This window comes from Herpetosiphonaceae bacterium, assembly GCA_036374795.1.
In the GTDB taxonomy this organism is placed as follows: Bacteria; Chloroflexota; Chloroflexia; order Chloroflexales; family Kallotenuaceae; genus LB3-1.
Genome location: DASUTC010000020.1, coordinates 1 through 21052 on the forward strand (window position 1 = coordinate 1; position 21052 = coordinate 21052).

General features: G+C 64.3%; 17 protein-coding genes. 12 read left to right on the forward strand and 5 right to left on the reverse strand.

Features of this window, described 5'->3' with window-relative positions:
- From VFZ66_00875 to ptsP, 10 genes are all read left to right on the forward strand, one after another.
- Nucleotides 1-334, forward strand: a 334-nt coding sequence (locus tag VFZ66_00875) for an oligopeptide/dipeptide ABC transporter ATP-binding protein (GenBank protein HEX6287706.1), incomplete at its 5' end; no start/stop codon positions are given.
- A gap of 116 nt (nucleotides 335-450) precedes the next feature.
- Nucleotides 451-1506 carry an ABC transporter ATP-binding protein gene (locus VFZ66_00880; protein ID HEX6287707.1) on the forward strand — a complete coding sequence of 352 codons (1056 nt, stop codon included), beginning with the start codon at nucleotides 451-453 and terminating at the stop codon, nucleotides 1504-1506.
- Nucleotides 1507-1588: 82 nt separating this feature from the next.
- Nucleotides 1589-4138 (forward strand): glycoside hydrolase family 3 C-terminal domain-containing protein, encoded by a 2550-nt coding sequence (locus VFZ66_00885; protein HEX6287708.1) that lies wholly within the window; start codon nucleotides 1589-1591, stop codon nucleotides 4136-4138.
- 134 nt (nucleotides 4139-4272) lie between these two features.
- On the forward strand, nucleotides 4273-4767 hold the full coding sequence (locus VFZ66_00890) for a hypothetical protein (GenBank protein ID HEX6287709.1): 495 nt from the start codon (nucleotides 4273-4275) through the stop codon (nucleotides 4765-4767).
- Between the two features lie 336 nt (nucleotides 4768-5103).
- On the forward strand, nucleotides 5104-6105 hold the full coding sequence (gene dhaK / locus VFZ66_00895) for a dihydroxyacetone kinase subunit DhaK (GenBank protein ID HEX6287710.1): 1002 nt from the start codon (nucleotides 5104-5106) through the stop codon (nucleotides 6103-6105).
- Nucleotides 6106-6243: 138 nt separating this feature from the next.
- Nucleotides 6244-6894 carry a dihydroxyacetone kinase subunit DhaL gene (dhaL, locus tag VFZ66_00900; GenBank protein HEX6287711.1) on the forward strand — a complete coding sequence of 217 codons (651 nt, stop codon included), beginning with the start codon at nucleotides 6244-6246 and terminating at the stop codon, nucleotides 6892-6894.
- 30 nt (nucleotides 6895-6924) lie between these two features.
- Nucleotides 6925-8427 (forward strand): glycerol kinase GlpK, encoded by a 1503-nt coding sequence (glpK, locus tag VFZ66_00905; protein HEX6287712.1) that lies wholly within the window; start codon nucleotides 6925-6927, stop codon nucleotides 8425-8427.
- A gap of 12 nt (nucleotides 8428-8439) precedes the next feature.
- A complete protein-coding gene (dhaM, locus tag VFZ66_00910; protein ID HEX6287713.1) occupies nucleotides 8440-8832 on the forward strand; it encodes a dihydroxyacetone kinase phosphoryl donor subunit DhaM in 393 nt (130 codons plus the stop codon).
- A 112-nt stretch (nucleotides 8833-8944) separates the two neighbouring features.
- Entirely contained in the window at nucleotides 8945-9235 is a 291-nt protein-coding gene (locus VFZ66_00915) for an HPr family phosphocarrier protein (GenBank protein HEX6287714.1), read from the forward strand.
- Nucleotides 9232-10920, forward strand: a complete 1689-nt coding sequence (ptsP, locus tag VFZ66_00920; protein ID HEX6287715.1) for a phosphoenolpyruvate--protein phosphotransferase — start codon at nucleotides 9232-9234, stop codon at nucleotides 10918-10920. The genes VFZ66_00915 and ptsP overlap by 4 nt, the downstream gene beginning before the upstream one ends.
- 18 nt (nucleotides 10921-10938) lie before the next feature.
- Here ptsP and plsY read toward each other — a convergent pair whose 3' ends face one another.
- The 3 genes from plsY to VFZ66_00935 all read right to left on the reverse strand — a co-directional run bounded on the left by plsY (nucleotide 10939) and on the right by VFZ66_00935 (nucleotide 13954).
- Entirely contained in the window at nucleotides 10939-11538 is a 600-nt protein-coding gene (gene plsY / locus VFZ66_00925; GenBank protein HEX6287716.1) for a glycerol-3-phosphate 1-O-acyltransferase PlsY, read from the reverse strand.
- A 276-nt stretch (nucleotides 11539-11814) separates the two neighbouring features.
- On the reverse strand, nucleotides 11815-12927 hold the full coding sequence (locus VFZ66_00930; GenBank protein HEX6287717.1) for an acyltransferase: 1113 nt from the start codon (nucleotides 12925-12927) through the stop codon (nucleotides 11815-11817).
- A 739-nt stretch (nucleotides 12928-13666) separates the two neighbouring features.
- Nucleotides 13667-13954: a hypothetical protein gene (locus VFZ66_00935; GenBank protein ID HEX6287718.1), complete on the reverse strand. Its 288-nt coding sequence runs from the start codon at nucleotides 13952-13954 to the stop codon at nucleotides 13667-13669.
- A 90-nt stretch (nucleotides 13955-14044) separates the two neighbouring features.
- Between VFZ66_00935 and VFZ66_00940 the strand changes: the two genes are divergently transcribed.
- Nucleotides 14045-17812, forward strand: a complete 3768-nt coding sequence (locus VFZ66_00940) for a cohesin domain-containing protein (protein HEX6287719.1) — start codon at nucleotides 14045-14047, stop codon at nucleotides 17810-17812.
- A gap of 173 nt (nucleotides 17813-17985) precedes the next feature.
- Here the strand turns inward: VFZ66_00940 and VFZ66_00945 are convergent, their stop codons facing one another.
- Nucleotides 17986-19371: a peptidoglycan-binding protein gene (locus tag VFZ66_00945; GenBank protein HEX6287720.1), complete on the reverse strand. Its 1386-nt coding sequence runs from the start codon at nucleotides 19369-19371 to the stop codon at nucleotides 17986-17988.
- A 201-nt stretch (nucleotides 19372-19572) separates the two neighbouring features.
- On the opposite strand from VFZ66_00945, the gene VFZ66_00950 reads away from it, so the two are divergent.
- Nucleotides 19573-20556, forward strand: a complete 984-nt coding sequence (locus tag VFZ66_00950) for a sulfotransferase domain-containing protein (GenBank protein HEX6287721.1) — start codon at nucleotides 19573-19575, stop codon at nucleotides 20554-20556.
- A 288-nt stretch (nucleotides 20557-20844) separates the two neighbouring features.
- On the opposite strand, the gene VFZ66_00955 is transcribed toward VFZ66_00950, so the two are convergent.
- A partial coding sequence (locus tag VFZ66_00955; GenBank protein ID HEX6287722.1) for a hypothetical protein occupies nucleotides 20845-21052 on the reverse strand: 208 nt, incomplete at its 5' end.

The following is a 21052-nucleotide window of genomic DNA, read 5'->3' on the forward strand; positions in this document are numbered from 1 at the left end:
CGATATGTCGCTGATGGTCGAGTTCTCCGACCGGATCGGCATCATGTACGCGGGCGCGATCGTGGAGCTGGCACCGGCCAAGGAGCTGTTCAATAACCCGATCCACCCGTACACGCAGGGATTGCTGAGCTCGTTCCCGCCGCTGACCGGCCCGAAGCAGAAGCTCACCGGCATACCGGGATCGCCGCCGAATCTGATCGATCCGCCGTCGGGCTGCCGCTTCCACCCGCGCTGCACGCTCTGCCAGCCGATCGAGACGCGGGTCACGCCGAAGCTGCGCGAGGTGCGGCCAGGGCACTGGGTGGCGTATCACGAGGGGATGCCGCTGCCGTAGGCCGTCAGGCTGGGGCTGTGAGGGACGGAAGAACAACCGAACAAAGGAACAAAAGAACAAGGGGAAGCACCAGGCACCGGAAACTTGAAACGCTCTTTTGTTCTTGCTGAGAGGCTATGATGACTCAATCTGCTATGCCGCTTGAGCGGCGCGATCCCGGCGCGCAGGGCACCACCGTGCTTGAGGTCCGCAACCTGACCAAGCACTTTCCGGTTGGCAATCCGTTCAGGCCCAGGCACGTCCACGCGCTCAATGATGTCTCGTTCACGATCGACCGGGGCCAGGTGGTCGCGCTGGTCGGCGAATCCGGCAGCGGCAAATCGACGACCGCGCGGCTGATCGCGCGGCTGATGCCGCCCACCAGGGGCGAGATCCTGTTTAAAGGCCGCGACGTGCTCAAGACCGAGCCGCGCAAAGCATCGTTGAGCTACCGCAACGACGTGCAGATGATCTTCCAAGACCCGTTCGGCTCGCTCAATCCCGTCCACACTATCGGCTACCACCTGGAGCGTCCGCTGCTGATCCATAAGCAGGTGCAGCGCCGGGAGGTGCAGGAGCGGGTGCAGGAGTTGCTGGCGACGGTGGGCCTGACGCCGCCCGACGAGGTTGCCCAAAAGCATCCGTACCAACTGTCGGGCGGCCAGCGGCAGCGCGTCGCCGTTGCCAGGGCGCTGGCGGTTAATCCTGAGATCATTCTGGCCGACGAGCCGATCTCGATGCTCGACGTATCGATTCGGATGGGCGTGCTCAACCTGATGGAGCGGCTCAAGGAGGAGCGCGGGATCGGCTTCCTGTACATCACGCACGACATCGCCAGCGCGCGCTACATCGGCGACAGGACGATGGTCATGTATGCCGGGCACGTGGTCGAAGGCGCGGCGAGCGACGAACTAATCCAAAATCCGGCGCATCCCTACACCCAACTGCTACTGGCGGCGGTGCCCAATCCGCACGCGGGCCTGACGGTGCGTAAGGTCCAGGCGCGCGGTGAGGTGCCCTCGCTGATCGACCCGCCGCCCGGCTGCCCGTTTGCCCCGCGCTGCCCGAAGGTGATGGACATCTGCCGCCAGGTCATGCCGGGCCGTGAGTACATCGCCAAGGATCACTGGGTGCGCTGCCATCTGTACGGCCCAGGCGAGACTCAGCCGACGATAGGCCAGGCCGCAGGCTAATTGTGGTAAAGAACCAGGCTCGGCGTTCGACGAACACGAAACGTGACATGTGGAACTGGGAGCAAGGAGCAAGGAGCGCAGCATGACAACCCACGAGGTGATTCGGACCAGCCCGGACTCGGAGGCGCGCATCGAGGCGCTGCTGGAGGCCATGACGCTGGAGGAGCAGGTCGCGCTGCTGGCGGGCGAATCATTCTGGCTGACGACGCCCGTCGAGCGTCTCAACATTCCGGCGATCAAAGTCACCGACGGTCCCAACGGCGCGCGCGGCGGCGGCTCGCTGGTGGGTGGGGTGCGGGCCGCGAGCTTTCCGGTGGGGATTGCGCTGGCCGCCACCTGGAACACGCCGCTGGTCGAGCAGATCGGCGGGGCGCTGGGCGAGGAAGCCCTGTCGAAGGGCGCGCGCGTGCTGCTGGCCCCGACCGTGAATATCCACCGCTCGCCGCTGAATGGCCGCAACTTCGAGTGCTACTCGGAAGACCCGCACCTATCGGCGCGGCTGGCGGTCGCCTACATCACGGGCGTGCAGAGCCAGGGCGTGGGCGCGACGGTCAAGCACTACGTCGGGAATGAGTCCGAGTTCGAGCGCATGACGATCAGCTCCGAGATCGGCGAGCGCGCGCTGCGCGAGATCTACCTGCCGCCCTTCGAGGCCGCCGTCAACCAAGCGCATACCTGGGCCGTTATGGCGGCCTACAACAAAGTCAACGGGACGTATGCCAGCGAGCATCCCGCGCTGCTGACGGATCTGCTCAAAAACGAGTGGGGCTTCGACGGCGTGGTCATGTCCGACTGGTTCGCGACGCGCAGCACGGCGGAAGCGCTGAGCGCCGGGCTGGATCTTGAGATGCCCGGACCAACCAAATATCGGGGCACCAGGCTGGTCGAGGCCGTGCGGGCGGGCGATGTCAGCGCAGATGCGATCAAGGAGAGCGCCCGGCGCATGCTCCGCCTGATCACCTGGGCGGGCGCGTTCGACGATCCGACGATCCCCGATGAGCAGGCGATCGACCGGCCTGAGCATCACGCGCTGATCCGGCAGGCGGGTGGCGAGAGCATCGTGCTGCTGAAGAATAACGGCGTCCTGCCGCTGGACGCAAGCGCCCCGCGCAAGCTGGCGATCATCGGGCCGAACGCCCAAACCGCGCAGATCATGGGCGGCGGCAGCGCGCAGGTCAACGCCCACTACCGGATCAGCCCGCTCGATGGGATTGTCGCGCAGGCTGGCGAAGGCTGTGAGATCGGCTACGAGCTGGGCTGCACCAACTATAAGCTCCTGCCGGTGCTGGGCGGCAGCCAGTATACGCAGCCGGAGAGCGGTGAGCCGGGCCTGACCGTCGAGTACTTCAACAATCCCGATCTGTCGGGCGAGGCGGTGTGGCGTACGAGTATGCCGCAGGCCGAAATCATGTGGTTGGACGAGGTTGGACACGGCGTTGCCGCCAGCTTCTCGGCGCGCTTCCGAACACGGTTCACGCCCGACGAGGACGGCGAGTATCACTTCAGTCTGGTCAGTGCCGGGCTGAGCCGCCTCTTTATCGACGGGAGTCTCCTGATCGACAACTGGGATACCTGGCAGCCGGGCGAGAACTACTTCGGCATGGGTAGCGCCGAGGCGATCGGTCTGGTGGAGCTGCGTGCCGGTCAGACGTACGACGTGGCGATCGAGTATGCAAGCCGACAGCATGGCGCGCTGGAACTCAAGGCGCTGCGTGTAGGCGCGACGCGACCGCTTGGCGACGAAGCGATCGATCGAGCGGTGGATCTGGCGGCAGCCTCGGATGTCGCGCTGCTCTTTGTTGGATTAAACGGGGAGTGGGACACCGAGGGGCAGGATCGCCCGCACATGGATCTGGTGGGAAGCCAGAACGAGCTGATCGAGCGCGTCGCAGCGGCCAATCCCAAGACGATCGTCGTGCTGCAAACCGGCGGGCCGATCGCGATGCCCTGGCTCGATCGGGTAGCGGGCGTGATCGAGGCGTGGTATCCGGGCCAGGAGTGCGGCAACGCCATCGCCGACGTGCTCTTCGGCGCGGTCAATCCCAGCGGCAAGCTGCCACAGACCTTTCCCAGGCAGCTTCAGGATAATCCGACCTTTATCAACTACCCAGGCGAGAACGGGCGGGTCCTCTACGGCGAGGGCATCTTCGTCGGCTACCGCTACTACGAGCAGAAGCAGGTGGAGCCGCTGTTTCCCTTCGGCTTCGGCCTATCCTACACCAGCTTCGGCTACGATAACCTGCGCCTCTCGACGGAGACGGTCAAGCCCGACGAGCGCATGTCGGTCAGCGTAGACGTGACCAATACTGGACAGCGGGCGGGCGCGGAGATCGTGCAGCTCTATGTGCAGGACGTTGCATCCACGCTCACACGACCGCAGAAGGAGCTGAAGGGCTTTGCGAAAGTCGCGCTCGCGCCGGGCGAGACACAAACCGTGACGCTGACCCTCGACCGGACGGCGCTGGCGTTCTGGGACGACCTCAGGCAGGCGTGGGTGGCCGAGGCTGGCGAGTTTCGGGTGCTGGTCGGCGGCTCGTCGCAGGATATTCGGGCGAGCGCTCCGCTGCACCTGACTGAAACAGTGGTCTTTGGCGGCAAGGAAAAGGCGGTGGCGGCAGGCGGCACGGCTTAAGCCGCTCGCCTGGCCGCGCTTCGGGATCGAGCAGGCCTAGGCCGCACGACCGATGCCGTGATATGCCTGATCCGCCACGCGGCGGTATCGTCTAGGTCCACCTGCACGACCATGCAGGAGCGGCAAGGAGCACGATGAGCACCTGGAAGCAATTTGCCAGAGCATTGATGTTAATTCTTGGCTATCTCGTCGTCACATACTTCGTGGTGCTTGGGATAAGCATGATTGGCACAGCGCTTTCCGTCGCTCTGTCAGCCGCGCTCTTTACGATCCTCCAGCTCAGCGCTACCGTCGCCCTGTTTCTTCTCGTACGACCAATCATCACGCCTCGTGCATACCGTGAGGCGCAGACGCATGGGCAACCGGCCACCGCGAACGTCCTGGCGGTCGCGCCGACAGGGTGGCGGATACGCCGCAGTACCGGCTGGCTGGGGGCCGAGCGCACGGTCAGGCGCGAGTATCAGTTGCGCGTGCAGGTCGCTCCTCCGGCGGGAGAGTCCTATGAGGCAACGCTGTTTGCCTATCTTGAAGATAGCAAAGTGCCAAAGCGCGGCGCTAACATTTCGGTGAACGTGCATCGGCAACGTCCGGAGATCGTCGTCCTGGCCGCCGAAGATCCGCCCGCCTGAGACGAAGCTGGCTAGCGCCAAACTGAGAACACGCGGCTGCGATCTGACTCCCCTCCCGTAGCGCTCAAGATCGGGTAGTTCCAGAAAGAGCCTTTCCCGATCGGCCAAAACGGGCCGATTCCTTCTGCGCCACGCGCTTCGCCCCCTGCACAGCCCACCAGCTTTTCTCCAAGATCCTACATATTCTGCCGCTCCAGAGTAGATTCTGTTCTCTCGCCGCCAGCACAAAATTCGGGTATCCTAGATCGTCGGACGCGGCGGGAGGCTGAGCGCGACGGGAGCGCCGATCGTCGTCTCGGTGTACACTGGTAGCGATCGAGACTAAGGAGGCTTCGGGTGAAAAAACTGATCAACACGCCTGAAAGCGTCGTCCGCGATGCACTGCTGGGCATGGCCTCGGCGCACCCCGACCTGCTCACGGTCCACTTCGATCCCGACTACGTGGTGCGCGCCGACGCGCCCGCGCGCGGCAAGGTCGCGCTGCTTTCGGGCGGCGGCAGCGGCCACGAGCCACTGCACGGCGGCTTTGTCGGCAAGGGCATGCTCGACGCGGCCTGTCCGGGCGCGATCTTTACGTCGCCGGTGCCCGATCAGATGCTCGCGGCGACCAAAGCGATCGACGGCGGCAAGGGCGTGCTGCATATCGTCAAGAACTACACCGGCGACGTGATGAACTTCGAGATGGCGGCGGAGCTAGCCCAGGCCGAGGGCATCGATGTCGCCTGCGTGGTGATCAACGACGACGTAGCGGTTCAGGATAGCCTCTACACCGCCGGGCGGCGCGGCGTCGGCACGACGGTGCTGGCCGAGAAGATCTGCGGCGGCGCGGCGGAAAGCGGCCTCTCGCTCGCCGAGATCACACGCATCTGCGAAAAGATCAACGGCTGGGGTCGCTCGATGGGCATGGCGCTGACCTCATGCACCGCTCCGGCGAAGGGCTCGCCAACCTTCGACCTGGGCGAGGCCGAGATGGAGATCGGCATCGGCATTCACGGCGAGCCCGGACGGCAGCGGGTGCCGCTCGCGTCGGCACGTGAGATCGTCACGACGCTGACGAGCGCCGTACTGGACGATCTACCCTTCCGGCGCGGCGACGAGGTGCTGGCACTGGTCAACGGCATGGGCGGCACGCCGCTGATCGAGCTGTACATTGTGTACAATGAGCTTGCCCGGATCTGCCATGAACGGGGCGTCACGATCAGCCGCAAGCTGATCGGCAGCTACATCACCTCGCTGGAGATGGCGGGCACGTCGATCACGCTGCTCAAGCTGGACGACGAGCTGAGACGCTTCTGGGACGCGCCGGTCCACACGCCCGCGCTGCGCTGGGGGATGTAGGGAGCCGTCAGGCCGGAGATGTGGGGGTTGTCCCCCAGCATGCCCCCTCATCTTATGGAGAACCGAGAGCAAAGAACAAAGAGAAACCTGCTTTGTTTGCTTGTTTCGTTGTTCTTTGTTTGTCGCTTGGAGGCTTCCATGCCCATCACCGCCGAACATGTCACGCGCTTCATCGCGGGCGTCGCCGCGCGGATACGTGAGCAGCGCGACTACCTGACCGATCTCGACGCGGCGATCGGCGATGCCGACCACGGCATCAACCTCGATCGCGGATTCAGCGCGGTCGTCGCGAAGCTGCCGAGCCTCGCCGACCAGGACATCGGCACGATCCTCAAGACGACCGGCATGACGCTCGTCTCGACAGTCGGCGGCGCGTCCGGGCCGCTCTACGGCACGGCCTTTCTGCGCGCGGGCGCGGCGCTGGCCGATCGGCACGCGCTGAGCGCCGACGACCTGATCGTCGCGCTGGAGGCGGCGCTTGAGGGGATCATGCAGCGCGGCAAGGCGCGGCGCGGCGAGAAAACGATGATCGACACGATCGCGCCCGCGATCGACGCGCTCAAAGCGGCCCACGCGCGCGGCCTGGCGCTCCACGCGGCGCTCCACGCGGCCATCGCCGCCGCCGAGGCCGGAATGCGGGCGACCATCCCGATGCTTGCGACCAAAGGCCGGGCCTCGTACCTGGGCGAGCGCTCGATCGGGCACCAGGACCCGGGCGCGACCTCGGCCTATCTGATCGCGACCGTGCTGCTGGAGACTCTGGCACCCGGCAGCGATCTCCAAGACTGAAACCCACGCGATACTGCAAGGAGGCACCGCATGGCACAATACGTCGCGGCCATCGATCAAGGCACCACCAGCACCCGCTGTATCATCTTCGACCACGCGGGCAGCGTAGTCTGCTACGATCAGCAAGAGCACGAGCAGATCTACCCCCGGCCCGGCTGGGTCGAGCACAGCCCCGACGAGATCTGGCAGCGCACCCAGGCGGTGATCGCGGGCGCGCTCAGCAAAGGCGGCATCGACACTAGGGAGATTGCCGCTGTCGGCATCACCAACCAGCGCGAGACGGCAGTGGTCTGGTATCGTCACACAGGACGACCGATCTACAACGCGATCGTCTGGCAGGATACGCGCACCGACCGGATCTGCGATCAGCTTGGACGCGAGGGCGGCCAGGATCGCTTTCGGGCCAAGACCGGCCTGCCGCTGGCGACGTACTTCTCAGGGCCGAAGATTCGCTGGATTCTGGACAACGTCGCGGGCGCGAGAGAGGCGGCGGAGCGCGGCGAGATCATCTTCGGCAACATCGACAGCTTCTTGATCTGGCAGCTCACGGGCGGTCCCGACGGCGGCGTTCATGTGACCGACGTGACCAACGCCTCGCGCACGCTGCTGATGAACCTCGAAACCCTCGACTGGGACGACGAGATCTTGAGCAGCATGGGCATTCCGCGCCAGATACTGCCGGAGATTCGTCCATCCAGCGCGATCTACGGCACGGCCAGAGGCGCGCTTGAGGGCATCCCGGTGGCGGGCGATCTCGGCGATCAGCAGGCGGCGCTGGTGGGCCAGACCTGCTACACCATCGGCGAGGCCAAAAATACCTACGGCACCGGCAACTTTATGCTGCTCAACACCGGCACCGAGATCGTGCCGTCCAGGAGCGGCCTGCTGACCACCGTCGGCTACAAAATCGGCGATCAACCAGCGGTGTACGCGCTGGAAGGCTCGATCGCGATCACCGGCGCGCTGGTGCAGTGGCTGCGCGACAATATGGGCCTGATCAAAACCTCGGCGGAGGTCGAGGAGCTGGCGACGACCGTACGCGACAACGGCGGGATCTACGTCGTGCCCGCGTTTTCGGGGCTGTTCGCGCCCTACTGGAAAAGCGACGCGCGCGGCGTGGTGGTCGGGCTGACGCGCTACATCACGCGCGGGCATATCGCGCGGGCCGCGCTGGAGGCGACGGCGTTTCAGACGCGCGAGGTGCTGGACGCCATGGAGCAGGATTCGGGCGTGCGGCTGACCTCGCTCAAAGTCGACGGCGGGATGGTCGTCAACAACCTGCTGATGCAGTTCCAGGCCGACATCCTGGGCGTGCCCGTGATCCGGCCCAAGGTGGCGGAGACGACGGCGCTCGGCGCGGCCTATGCTGCCGGGCTGGCGACCGGCTTCTGGCACAATCTGGGCGATCTGCGCCAGAACTGGGGCGTCGATCGGATCTGGGAGCCGCAGATGGACGCCACGACGCGCGAGCGGCTCTACCGCGACTGGAAGCGCGCCGTAGAGCGCTCCTTTGGCTGGATCGAGCAGGAGTAGCAGGAGAACAGCGTGGTCGGGCTACTGATCGTCTCACACAGCGCCAGGATCGCCACGGGCGTCAAAGAGCTGGCCGATCAAATGACACAGGCGCAGGTGCTGATCGCCGTCGCAGGCGGCACGATCGACGGACGGATCGGCACGAGCGCCGACCTGATTCGGGATGCGGCGGAGCAGCTTCGCGCCGCCGGGGTCGACGGCGTGCTGGTGCTGGTCGACCTCGGCAGCGCGGTGATGAGCGCCGAGATGGCGCTGGAGGGCTTCGAGCGGCCCTACCACCTGAGCAGCGCGCCGCTGGTCGAGGGCGCGGTGCTGGCGGCGGTCGAGGCGTCGATCGGCGGCAGCCTCGCGCGGGCTGCTGAGGTGGCGGAGCAGGCCGGGGAGCTGCCCAAGGTGCAGAGCTAGTGGCCCACACCCTGCTAATCCACACGAACAGCGACCCTACACTGCACACCGAATCATCACAGCGCCACGGTCGTACCGTACCATGTTCTGAGCAAACAGAGAGGCACCAGCCATGAACGAGCCGCAGGAACTCGTCGTCACCATCAACCATCCCGCCGGGCTGCACATGCGCCCGGCAGCGCTGTTCGTCAAAACTGCGGCCCGCTTCCAAAGCCAGATTATGATCACCAACCTGAGCCGCCTGGGCACGCCTGCTGCCGACGCCAAGAGCATGTTCGGCGTGATGCTGGTGGGCGTTTCACAGGGACATCAGGTGCGGCTGCGGGCCGAAGGCCCCGACGCAAGCGAGGCGCTGGCTGCGCTGAGCGATCTTGTCGAGCGCCAATTCGAGGAGAGCGCATGAGACGGGTGCTTCGGGGCAGTACCGCCGCGCCCGGCAGCGCCTACGGCCCGATCGTGCTGCTTCAGATGCCGAGCGATCTCAACCATTCGCCCCTCGCCGAGACAACCGCGCCGATTGAGCGCTTCCAGGCGGCGCAGCTCGACGTGGCCGCGCAGCTCAAGCGTCTGAGCGACGAGCTTCGGGCAGAGGGCAAACCTGCGGAGGCGGCGATCTTCGACGGTCAGGCGCTGCTGGCGAGCGATGCCACGCTGACCGCCGAGGTGACACGCCTGATCGCGTACGAGGCGTGTGCGCTGCTCCCGGCGGTACGGGCGGCGGCAACCATGCTGGCGGCGCGGCTGTCCACCTTAGACGATGCCTACCTGCGCGAGCGAGCCGCCGACGTACGCGCTGTCGGCGAGCAGATCATCGCGGCGCTGCACGGCAGCCTACCGACGGTCGCGCTGCCCGCCGGAGCGATCGTCGTCGCCCACGACCTCACGCCCACGCACATCGCGCTGCTGCGCAAGCAATCGGTCGGCGGCATCGCTACGGTCGGCGGCGGCACGACGGGGCATGTCGCGATTCTGGCGCGGGCGCTGGGCATTCCCGCGATCTTCGGCATGAGCGAGGACGTGCTGGCGATTCCTGAGGGCACGCCAGCGCTGCTACGCGCCGACACGGGCCGTCTGATCGCCGCGCCAAACAAGGCCGATCTGGCTGCTTATCGGACGGATCAGGATCGAGCGAGCGCCGCCAGGCCGCGCCGCCGTGGGGTACGTGCGATCAACGCGCAGACCCGCGACGGAATACGGATTGAGCTGTGGGCTAACATCAGCCATCCCGACGAGGCGCGGCAGGCGCGCGAGCAGGGCGCGGATGGGATCGGGCTGCTGCGGACCGAGTTTTTGTTTCTGGATCGGGCCGCGCCGCCGAGCGAGGACGAGCAGTATCAGGCGTATCGTACAGCGCTGCGGGCTATGCAGGGGCGTCCCGTGGTTGTACGCACGCTCGACAGCGGCGGCGATAAGCCGCTGCCGTACCTGCCGCCGCTGCACGAGGCCAATCCATTTCTCGGACGGCGCGGCATCCGCCTGATGATGCGCTTCCGCGACCTGTTTCAGACGCAGCTCCGGGCGCTGCTGCGGGCCGCAGCCGAGGGCGATCTCCGCGTGCTGCTGCCGATGATCGCCACGCCCGCCGATGTTGCCTGGGCGCGGCAGGAGCTTGCGGCGGCGGCGGATACGCTGGCCCGCGAAGGTCTGGCCCATCGCGCCGCTGTGCCGCTGGGCATCATGATCGAAACGCCTGCTGCCGCGCTGACGCTTGACCTGCTGGCGCGCGACATCGACTTCTGCTCGATCGGCAGCAACGACCTGGCGCAATATCTGCTGGCGGTCGATCGCAGCGCCGCCGAGCTAACGAGGCAGTACGGCAGCGACGATCCGGCGCTCTGGCGGATGATCGGCAGCGTGGTTCGCGAGGCACAACGGCTGGGCATCGACATCAGCATTTGCGGCGAGATCGCCGCCGATCCGCAGACAAGCGTACGGCTGGTGGGGCTAGGCCTTGAGAAGCTGAGCATGACGCCCGCAGCGCTGGCGGCGGTCAAAGCGACGCTGCGCACGGTTTCGCTGGCCGAGGCACAGCGCGTAGCGCGCCTGGCGTGCGCCGACGGAGAGGCAGCGGCAGCCGCTTTTGATTAGCCACAGGGCCGGCCAGCGCTACTGCCGGGGCCGAATCCCGATCTCCTGCCCCTGCCGCAAGCGCCGGATATTGGCGCGGTGGAAATAGAACACCAGCAGCGTCGCCAGCCAGATGAACGCGGCAAACGCGGGGTGGAGGTAGCCCGCGTAGCTCACCAGCGTGCCAGCGCTCGCCGCCACGACGGTCGTCGTCAGCGATGCCACCGAGGGATAGCCCGACAGCCTGTAGATGATCGTCCACACCAGCACGCCGCCGAACGCCAGCGCGGGCGCAAACGCCAGGATCGCGCCGCAGGTGGTGGCAATCGCCTTGCCGCCTCGGAAGCGCATAAAGATCGAGTAGGCATGGCCCAGCACGGCGCTCAGCGCAATGCCCACGACGACCAGCGCAGATGTGTGCAAAACATGCTGCGCGAAATAGACCGGCAGCCAGCCCTTGAGCAGATCGAGCACGCCCGCGACGATAAAATAGCGAAAGCCGAGCGCGCGCCAGACGTTCGAGCCGCCCAGGCTGCCGCTGCCAACCGTCCGCAGATCGATGCCCCGCGCTCTGCCAACCAGAAAGCTGAACGGGATCGAGCCGATCAGATAGCCCAAGAGCATCAGTTCAAGCGCCATATCTTCCCCAAAGCACTGGTACGATGAGCCTGCTCGTGCGGAATGGAAGAACTTTTCGGGAAAGCATTGATACCAAGTTTCAAGTTTCGAGTTTCAAGTTTCAAGTTTCAAGTTCTGAGTTCAGGCCCTCACCCCGGCCCTGCGGGGCCACCCCCTCTCCCGTTGTGATAGGAGAGGGGGAGAATCTTTGCGCGGTTCTTTGTTCCCTTGTTCTTTTGTTCTTTGGCTCTTGGTTCTTGGTTCTTGGTTCTTTTATTCTCTCGTCCTCATGGCGCGCTATCGAACGTCGCCGGGCAACGGCACGATCGGCGCGGGCATGTCCTGCCTGCTGGTGCCGCGCGTATTCCGCGTGAGGTAGTAGCCCAGCGCGATGCCGGGCCGCTCGACCCAGCGCTCGGCCAGCGCCGCGCAGACGAGCAGCGCGCTCAGCCAGCAGAGGCCGGTCGTGAGCGGGCCGCCGATGCGCGGCACCAGCGCGAAGACCAGCGGATGCAGCAGATAGATCGAGTAGCTGATCGCTCCCAGGTAGAGCAGCCACCTGGGAAACCAGCGGATCGTGGAGCGTTGCGCGAGGCCAAAGAGCACAGCAGCGACCAGCCAGGCCGTGCCGATCGCCGGGTCCTGCCACGCGGTCAGCACGATCAGCGCCAGCGCCAGCCCGCCGAGCGCCACCACAGCCCGTCTTGATCGCTCCCGCCGCCGCACGTGGTAGAGCGCCACCGCGACAAACATCAGCGCCAGATAGTCGATGTTGCGCAGCGCGTTGGTGTTGGGCAGGCGAAGGATCTGGAGCACAGCCAGCAGATGCACCAGAAACGCCACCAGCAGCAGCCCGAAGGAGAACGGCAGGATCTTGCCCATCAGCTTCAGGCGAAAAAGCGCCGAAATCAGGAAGTAAAAGGCCAGCTCGAAGGTCAGCGTCCAGTAGACGTAGATCAGATGCGGATAGCCGAGAAACTCCTGCATCATCGTGATATTCGCCAGCACCGTCGCCACTGGCTGCGCCGCAAAGCGCGCCGCGTGCAGCTCCATGCCCGCCAGCGAAGTCCGGCCCGCCGCGTAGCCCAGCAGCGCGCCGCCGATGCTCAGCCAGTAGAGCGGGTAGAGACGGCACACGCGGCGAATCCAGAAGCGCCGCAAGGATTGATGGCGCTCAAGCGTTGCCGGAATAATCGTGCCGCTGCACAGGAAGAACAGGAGCACGCCGAACGAGCCAAAGTCAAAGACCGGCACGATCGCGAGCGTAGCAGACGGCGCGAGCAGCGGCAGCGCGTGAACCACCACAACGGCCAGCGCAGCGACCCCACGTAGGACATCCAGCACCGCTACCCGCGCGTGTGCCGGGACAGCCTGGGAAACAACAGCCGATGGAGCAGAAGGATCGGACAACCACGCACCTCCAGGGCGGAGATTACAACTGATTGCGCTATTATAGCGTGTCCCGGCTTCGGATGCTGCCCGGCAACAGTCTAATTGGTCGCTGGTACTTTGTGCATCAGAGCATGGCCGAACCAGCAGGCAGCCGCATCGTGTTGGCGATCGGCAGAAAGCACTTGCACGTTTTAAAGAGTTTGCTATAATATGCCCGCAATCGAACCTTTCTCCCATTGGATTAAAGATCATAGTCACGAATCGCGATGTTGGCTACCTGATGTGTTGTTGCATGCCAAGCGTAGCAGGCTCCACCTACATAGCGGTGGTATGCAGATGTTGCGGTGACAGCAGCGTATTCCCTGCTCACCTACTCGCCACGAGCGGGATGATGTTCTAGCGGTAGCAGAATATCCTTCCTTGTTCAGCTCTCGCCACGAGCAGGATACTATCGGAGCAGCGTTCAGGCAGAATGTTGCTTAATCAACACACCGGGTTTAGTTCGTCTGGACGGGATGGAAGCGCCGCCGAGGCATCACGCGCCCGTGTGAGCAGCTTTGAGGCTCCTTCCATAAGTTCTTGCTACCCCCCAACAATACTCACGAGCCGCCCCCAGAGTGCTCGTCGCGTTTGCATCCACCACCGCTTGCAGCCGACCAGTGAGCTTACGCCCTGGTAGATGCCGGGCAGTGCAGTATCACACATTGGACAGCAAAACGGCGATCCATCGGACGCTTAGCGTCTCCGTAGCCGTATCCTACATCACTATGCGCCGATCGATCACGAGCTGATCAGGCTGCTGTGATGTATCAGCCGGGGTGCCTGAGCAGGCGCAGCCCTCTAGCGCGGCTGTGCCCTCAAAACTGCTGGCTGCCTCACCATCCAGATCCGCATCTGGCGTGTTCTGCGCGCGTGCTCGTGAAGCGCGTACTTGTCCGAACAGGTCGATCATGGTTGGAAACAGCCGACCATGCCAGCCCTGCCGTGCCCAGCAGATGCCGCTACCCTGATAGATCGGGCCGCGCTCGCCCGATCGCGGCGGCATCTGCTGCGCTGATCGTGTTTGTGGCCCGTCCGCGTGATGAGACTGGTTCGATTGCAGCACATCAATCTCATCGAAGAAGGAAGATCGACCATGACGCTCCCTGCATCGTCGTCCCGTCCAATGTACCGTATGCTTCTTGCGCTCCTGCCCGCGCTGCTCATTCTGGTCGAGCTGCTTGGGCCGCATCCCTCGGCCCTGGCTGCCGACGGCGATCTCGATACCAGCTTCGTCGGCACGCCGCTCACCGGCGCGAGCGACATCGTCTACTCAACCGCGCTCCAGGTGGATGGCAAGGTGGTGCTCGGCGGCGAGTTCACCTCGGTCAACGGCGCGGCGCGTAACTACATCGCCCGGCTCAACGCCGACGGCAGCACCGACACGACCTTTATCCCTGGCGGCGGCGCGAACAGCACCGTCTACAGCGTGGCCGTGCAGCCCGACGGCAAGATCCTGATCGGCGGCACGTTTACCATGGTTAACGGCGTGGGCCGTAACCGCATCGCGCGCCTGAATGCCGACGGCTCGCTGGATACCTCCTTCGCACCCAACAGCGGCGCGAACGGCGCGGTCTATAAGCTGCTGCTTCAGCCCGACGGCAAGATCCTGGTTGCGGGCGGCTTTACGGCGCTCAACGGCAACATCCGCGATCGTATTGCGCGCTTGAACGCCGACGGCACGCTTGATACGTCCTTCACGCCCACCAACGGCGCGAACAACGACATCTATGAGCTGGCGCTCCAGCCCGACGGCAAGGTGGTGATCGGCGGCGCGTTTACCCTGGTCAACGGCACGAACCGCAACCGCATCGCACGCTTGAACGCGAACGGCGCGCTCGACACCACGTTTGCTCCCAGCGACGGCGCGAACGGCACGATCTCGGCGCTTGGCCTTCAGGCCGACGGCAAGATCCTGATCGGCGGTGTCTTCTCGGCGGTCAACAGCCTGGCGCGCACCAACCTGGCCCGGCTCAACGCCGACGGCACGATCGATAGCATGTTTGGCATCGACGGCGGAGCGAATGGGAACGTCCAAGAGCTGGTGCCGCTCTCCGACGGCAAGATCCTTGTCACGGGCGACTTTACGACGATCAACGGCGTAGGCCGCAGCCGCCTGGCCCGGCTCAACGCCGACGGCTCGCTTGACACCGGCTTCAGCGCCAGCGCCAACGGCGAGAGCCATAAGGTCCTGGTCCAGACGGATGGGCGATTGCTGCTGGTTGGCGCGTTTACGACGATCAACGGCGTAGGTCGCAGCCGTGTAGTCCGGCTCAACGCCGACGGCAGCCTCGATCCTAGCTTTGTCACCGGGCGCGGCACCAGCGATACTACAGACGCCATAGCGACCCAGACTGACGGCAAGATGTTCGTCGGCGGCAGCTTCTCGCTCTTCAACGACATCCCACGCAGCGGCGTGGCCCGTTTGAATACCGATGGGAGTCTTGATCCGGCCTTCAACGCTACTGGCGGGATCAACGGCCGGGTCTTTGATCTCGTCGTCCAGCCCGACGGCAAGGTCGTCGTGGGCGGTTCCTTTACCACGATCAATGGCGTGGGACGTAGCTATATCGCACGTTTCAATACCGATGGCAGCCTGGATACCGCCTTTGCGCCGATCGGGGCAAACAACGAGATCTACGAGCTGGCGCTGCAAACCGATGGCAAGATCCTGGTCGGCGGCGCATTCACATCGATCAACGGCGTAAGCCGTAATCGCATCGCCCGGCTCAATGCAGACGGCACCACCGATACCGCGTTTGCTCCCACCGGCGCAAACAGTAGCATCGACGGTATTGCGATCCAGCCGGACGGCAAGATCGTGGTCGGCGGCTGGTTTACCAGCATGAACGGCGTGAGCCGCAGCTACATCGCCCGGCTCAATGTGGATGGCTCACTTGATACCACGTTCGCTGCCAGCGGCGGAGCTAATTCTGGCGTCTTAATAACTACCCTCCAGGCAGATGGAAAGATCCTGATCGGCGGGACGTTTACATCCGTCAGTAACGTCGCTCGTAACTACATCGCCCGGCTCAACGCCGATGGCTCGCTCGATACCTCCTTCGCCCCTGGCGGCGGTGCCAATAACCATGTCTACAAAATTTTAGCCCAGGCAGACGGCAAGCTGATCGTCGGCGGCGCGTTCACCACGCTCAACGGCGTGTCGCGCAATCGCATCGGGCGCTTCAACGCCGACGGCAGCCTGGACGCGACCTTCGCCCCTGGCGGCGCGAATGCCTCGGTAATAGACATGGCGATCCAATCCGATGGCAGGCTGCTGGCCGTCGGCGGGTTCACCACCTTCAATAACACGCTGCGCAACCGCATCGTACGGCTGCAAGCATCGGCGAATACACCGCCCACATCGCCATCGCCCAGCCCATCGCCGATCCCGGCGGGGCCGCGCCTGTTCCTCAGCCGTCCGAACGTCGCGGTCGCGGCCAATCAAACCTTCCAGATCGACCTGCGCATGGACACCGACGGGCGCGACGTGGATACGATGGACGCCTATCTCAACTTCGATCCGACCCTGCTCGAAGTGATCGACGGCGCGGGCAACCCGGTGACGAGCCTGACGGTCAATAGCGGCATCTTCGATGGTGTCACCTTCAATCAGGTCAACAATTCGACCGGCCAGATCAACCTGTCGCTCTCGAAGTACAGCCCCGCCTATCCAAGGGGTCTATACACCATCGCCACGCTGCGGTTCCGGGCCAAGGCGGCGGCAGTATCCACGCCGATCCGCTTCGTGCAGACCGGCGCGCGCTGGAGCGATCTGCTGCGCGCGGGCGTCAGCCTTGAGCCCTCGTTCGGCAACACCAGCGTTCGCATCCTCTCCGCCGTGACGCTCAATGGCCGGGTCGCGCTGGAGCAGCGCGGAGCCAGCGGCACCTCGCGCTGGATCACACCGCTCTTCCGCACCGAGGGCGTGACGACTACCGGCGGTATCTACATCTACCAGCGCGGGACGACCAATCTGGTCGGGCAGTTCTCGGCGACGACCGATGTCACAGGCCGCTTCAACGTCACGCTGGACGGCGTGCAGGCCGACATCTACGATATTCGGGTCAAGGGCGCGAACACGCTGAGCAACCTCCGCACGAACGTCGATCTGAGCGACCCGACGATCGAGTTCGACTTCGGCACGCTGCGCGTGGGCGATAGCAACGGCAACGACGCGGTCAACGGCGCGGATGTGTCGTATATGATCCCCTCGTTCCTGCTGACCAGCGACGATCCTGCTTTCCGGGCCTATGCCGACACCAACAACAACGGCGCGGTCAACGGCGCGGACGTGTCGGCGCTGATCCCCAACTTCCTCAGAGCGGGGCCGCTCACCGACCTCCAGGCGCAGACAGAGCCGATGCTCACCAGCGCCCAGAGCGACACCCTGCCGATAGTCGGCCTGAGCCCGGCGCTCCAGCAGGTCAAGGTGGGCGACATCGTGCCGGTGGAGGTGCAGTTGCACCTGGGCGCGGCGCAGGCCGACACCGCCGATCTGTATCTCAACTTCGATCCCCAGGCGCTGGAGGTGGTCGATGCGAGCGGCAGCTCCGTGAAGGCGCTGACGCCCAACCGCGCGGCGTTCCCCAACGTGACCTACAACGACGTGGACAACGCCAGGGGCCAGATCAATCTCTCGACCTCGCGCTACGCAGGCGCGACGAGCGGCAGCGTCACCGTGGCGACGTTCTATGTCAAGGTCGAGCGCGCCTTCACCACGACGCCGATCACGGTTGCGCGCAGCGGCGCGCGCCAGTCGGATGTATTCATCGGCGGCACAACGCTCAGGCCCGCGATCACCGGCGGCCTGCTCACGATGCAGGAGATCCATCGCCTGTTCGTGCCTGCCGTGAATCGCTAAGCGGCAACGTCCAGCCCACGATCTCAGAAAGATCGCGGGCTGGACCGATCGGCCCGATGCCCCGCTTTTGGGCAGCGGACACAATCAGCAACCGCCAGCACTCGTTATCTGAGTGCTGGCGGTTTTGCTGGCAATAATCGGCGCATCTCCCCTGCGCCTGAATGATTCGCGGCTTACTTACCGAACGCGGCCTGCCAGGTCTGCGGCCCGACGATGCCATCCTGCGTCAGGCCGTAGGTCGCCTGCAAGTTCTTCACCGCCGCCTCGGTGCCACTGCCGAAGATGCCGTCGTTGGTGATCCCCAGCAACACCTGGACGGCGCGCACAGCCTCGTTGGTATCGCCCCGTCGGACGGTGACGATCAGCTTCGAGAAGGTCTGCGACCCGATGACGCCGTCGACGACCAGGCCGTTCGCGCTCTGGAACGAGCGCACGGCGGACTCGGTGGCCGGGCCGAAGATGCCGTCGGCGGCGATCGAGTAGCCGCGCTGCCGCAGCAGATATTGCGCCCCCTTGACATCGACGCCCGAATCGCCGTTGCGCAGTACCGGCCAGCTTGGCATCGGCAGCGTCCCGCCGATCGTGCCGACGACGACGTTGTCATAGTAGAAGGTCTGCATCCACTGCCAGCCCCTACCGTTGTCGGCGTACCACTTCGAGCCCCACTGGCTCATGTAGGTGCCCACGGTCCAGCCGTGCTTCTCGCTGCACTGGCCGGAGGTGCGGCTGCTGTTGTAGCTGCCCGCGCAGTAGTGCGCCTGGAAGATCGCGCTGTTGCGCGTGATTCGATAGTTCCAGGTAGCATCGACAGCGGCATCCGTGCTGGCATACGACACGCTCGGATTGTAGACCTGATCGGCGGTGGTGTCTTTGACATCATAGCCGGAGCCGGGATACTTCGAGTACATTGTCCAGTACCAGCCGTAGGTTTTCACCGGCATCGCGCCCGCGCGCAGCGACTCGGCGTGCCAGCTTGGGATCCACTCGCTGGGCAGCACGTGCTTGACGTAGAAGCGAAAATCGACGGTATCGATGCGGCCCAGGCTGACGCGATAGACGCGGATCGTTGAGGGCGGCGTGGTGTTGGTCGCCAGCGCGCCGACCTCGCCGGCAAGCTGCGGATTGGCCGGTCCCGGCTCCTGCGCCGTGCCGCTCTCCAGCCGGTGCGGCTGCACATCGACAACCTCAGGCGTGCTCTGGCTGGCGCTGGCCTGCGAGAGCGGCGCGTCGATCTGCAAGGTGTCGTTGGGATAGAGCGTGGCGTTGCGCAGCATCCACGTGCGGTATCCTCTGGCCCTGACCGTCACGTTGACCTTCGACCGCTCGGCAGGCATCAGGCTATCGAGGACCAGCGTGCCCGTCCGGTCGGTAGTGCCGGTGAGATTCAATGGCTGGATCGAGACGGTCGCCTGCGCTACGGGAGCGCCGCTGGCTGTCACCGAGACTTTAATCGCGGTGCTGCCGGATGACTTCTCGGCGGCATGCATCGCGGTCGAGGGCACGATCAGCGAGACGAGCAGGGCAACGAATGCCAGCGTGCGGATGAACATGTGCTGCATACGATCTCCGTAACCTGCGATGAGCGATCCAAGCCATCTGGTGCGCAGGATCAGCCAGTGGCAGACTATCCTGGATCTGATGCATACTATACAGAGACGATCTCAAAACCACGTGAATACGGACGCACCAAATCTTTAAAAAATCTTAAAATCGCCCGTATCCTGCCTGCTTCACCGTCCGATCAGCCGGGAGCACCAGCTATGTCAACACAAACACAGTTCGCGCTGCAACGTCTTGGGCAACTGTTCGTCGTGCCGATGATGAACATCACCTTTACGATCATGTGGATGGCAACCAGGCTTGGCTTTCGCCGCGCGGTGCTGGAGCTGCTGGGCAGCCAGATGCAATCGCGGCGGATCAAGCAGCGCGCCTTCCAGAGCTACCAGCCGACGAAGCGCGACCTGTTCGTCTGCACCTACTCGAAGAGCGGCACCAACTGGATGATGCAGATCGCCTATCAGATCGCGCATCACGGCCACGGCGACTACGAGCATATTCACGATGTCGTGCCATGGCCGGACGCGCCCATGCCGAGCATCGTCACGCTGGACGACGACGCGACCTATCGCGGTGCGCCAACCGGCATGCGGGTGATCAAGACGCATCTTGAGAGCGAATACGTGCCCTACAGCCCTGAGGCCGGGTACATCGTCGTGGTGCGCGACCCGAAGGAGATATTCGTATCGAGCTATTTCTTTTCGAGCGGCATGTTCTCCGACTCGGTGATGGTCCCCGTTGACGAATGGCACGCCATGTTTCTATCGGACAAGTTTCCGTACGGATCGTGGAGCGAGCATCTGGCGAGCTACTGGCCCTGGCGCAGCCGCGACAACGTGCTCTTCTTCACGTTTGCGGAGATGAAGCAGGATCTACCGGGAGTGGTGCGGCGCGTCGCCGAGTTTATGGATGTGGCGCTATCGGAGGAGGAGCTGGCGCTGGTGGTCGAAAAGAGCGAGTTCAGCTACATGAAGCGCATCGATCACAAGTTCGTGCCGCACCGTCCACGGCTGTTCAAGAACATGGGCAAGACCGTGATGATCCGCAAGGGCGAGCACGGCAAGTCGTCGGAACTGCTGAGCCATGAGCAGCAGGCGCAGATCGATCGATATATGCGCGCCGAGCTACGTCGCCACGGCTGCGATTTTCCGTACGACGAGACGTATGTGACGGTCGATTGCATGTAGTTGGAGAACAAGGGAACAAGGGAACAAAGGAACAAAGGAACAAAGAACAAAGAACAAACGGAGAACAAGGGAACAGTAGTTGGAGAACAAGGGAACAAGGGAACAAAGGAACAAAGAACAAAGGAACCGGGCACCGCTTCTCCCCTCGCCTGCGAAGCGGGGTGAGGGCCTGAACAAAGGAACCAAGAGCCAAGAACCAGGTTCAAAGAACTCGAAACTCAGAACTCGAAACTCAGAACTAGAAACTTGGAACTTGAAACTCGAAACTTGGAACTTGAAACTTGAAAATCACCCATCAGTCGCCGCAACCGCCCGCCGCGCCCTGTGCCGCCACCAGAGCGCCAGCGCGATCATCAGCGCCAGCAAGAGCATCCCGATCGCGCCCGCCGCCAGCAGGATCGCCCTCGTTGGCTGCGGCGCTGTGGTCGGCGCTGCCTCCGGCTGCGACTCCTGCGTGCCTGCGACGAGCGGATCGGGCCGCGTGTCGCTGCTGAGG